Origin of the sequence: Enterobacter sp. R-1.6.2 (genome assembly GCF_035064085.1) — a bacterium.
Taxonomy (GTDB): Bacteria; Pseudomonadota; Gammaproteobacteria; order Enterobacterales; family Enterobacteriaceae; genus Enterobacter; species Enterobacter asburiae_B.
Map to the genome: position 1 here is coordinate 1 of NZ_JASEYI010000154.1, position 242 is coordinate 242.

Here is a 242-nt window from a genome sequence, read left to right on the forward strand (position 1 = left end):
ATCCAGGCAGTTTTCTCATGTAACTGGATACGTTGTGTAAGCAGATCTGCTGTGGCTTCATCATTCGCATTATTAACAACAGGGAACAGGGAGCGCGCAGTTTTAACCACAGTCTCCTGGCCCTGGACAAGATTCTCAATCATGTTTTTTGCTGCCGGAATATCCGGTGATGCTGCCAACTTACTGATTTAGTGTATGATGGTGTTTTTGAGGTGCTCCAGTGGCTTCTGTTTCTATCAGCT

At 45.5% G+C, this 242-nt stretch carries 1 pseudogene; it reads right to left on the reverse strand.

Annotated features, from left to right (window positions below):
* Window positions 1-164, reverse strand: a pseudogene (locus QMN93_RS26210) (ferritin-like domain-containing protein); the annotation flags it as partial.
* Between the last annotated feature and the right edge of the window lie 78 nt (window positions 165-242).